The sequence below is a fragment of the Serpentinimonas barnesii genome (genome assembly GCF_000696225.1).
Lineage (GTDB): Bacteria > Pseudomonadota > Gammaproteobacteria > Burkholderiales > Burkholderiaceae_C > Serpentinimonas > Serpentinimonas barnesii.
Genome location: NZ_BAWN01000087.1, coordinates 1 through 700 on the forward strand (window position 1 = coordinate 1; position 700 = coordinate 700).

Genomic DNA, 700 nt, shown 5'->3' on the forward strand with positions numbered 1-700 from the left:
TTAGGCGCTGTGGAGAAGGGTGCTGGGGCCTTGGAACGCTGCGGCGTTGCCGGAGATTATGGTCGTAGCGGGTCAGACTTACCGAGGTATTAGGCCTCAGCTGCTGCCCGGTAGATGCTGGACAGTTCTTTCGCAAGGCGTACATAGTCGATGACCGATTCCTGCGATGGGGTGAAGTTGGGTTCGTGACTTGCACGATTCCTCAGTTGACGCAGTTCGTCAGTGAGCTCTACGTAAACAGGATCGATCAGACCGAGATCCTTGACCGCATGCATTGTTCTCAGCGGGGAAGCAACTGCCGGAGCAGCAAAGCGCTTCGCTTTTAGAAGGGTACGCATAGCTTCCTCCAGTTCTAGCCATGACGTAATGATTGCTCCATGTGGATTTGATGCAAGCAGGGCAACTGTGTCTTTGCTCAGAACTTCAGGTGGTCCTTGGGTGATTTCAGCTGCCTCAGACTTCAGTGTCTTTACTGACTCCTCGAACTCAAACTCTGCTGGCCCCAGCCTGCCCTTTCGCACCCGCACAAGTAGCGCTCTTAGTTGATCGCGGAATAGAAAGGTGACGATGACCGCAGCGACCGGCCAGCCAAGGGCTTTGGCGATTTCGGCGATAAAGGTGAGCCAGTCCATGTTTTCTGAGGCCTAACGTTGAGGTTAACCGGCGGGCCGAAGGCACGTCCGAGTTGAACCGCAGGTTA

Annotated in this window: 1 protein-coding gene; it reads right to left on the reverse strand. The window is 54.9% G+C overall.

Going from position 1 to position 700, the window contains the following annotated elements; genetic code table 11:
- Window positions 1-89: 89 nt before the first annotated feature.
- A complete protein-coding gene (locus SRAH_RS12735) occupies window positions 90-632 on the reverse strand; it encodes a hypothetical protein (RefSeq protein ID WP_149028988.1) in 543 nt (180 codons plus the stop codon).
- Window positions 633-700: the final 68 nt, after the last annotated feature.

Excerpts from the sequence above, each read along its gene's own strand:
- SRAH_RS12735 (WP_149028988.1), bottom strand. The coding sequence starts at position 632 with ATGGACTGGCTCACCTTTATCGCCGAAATCGCCAAAGCCCTTGGCTGG.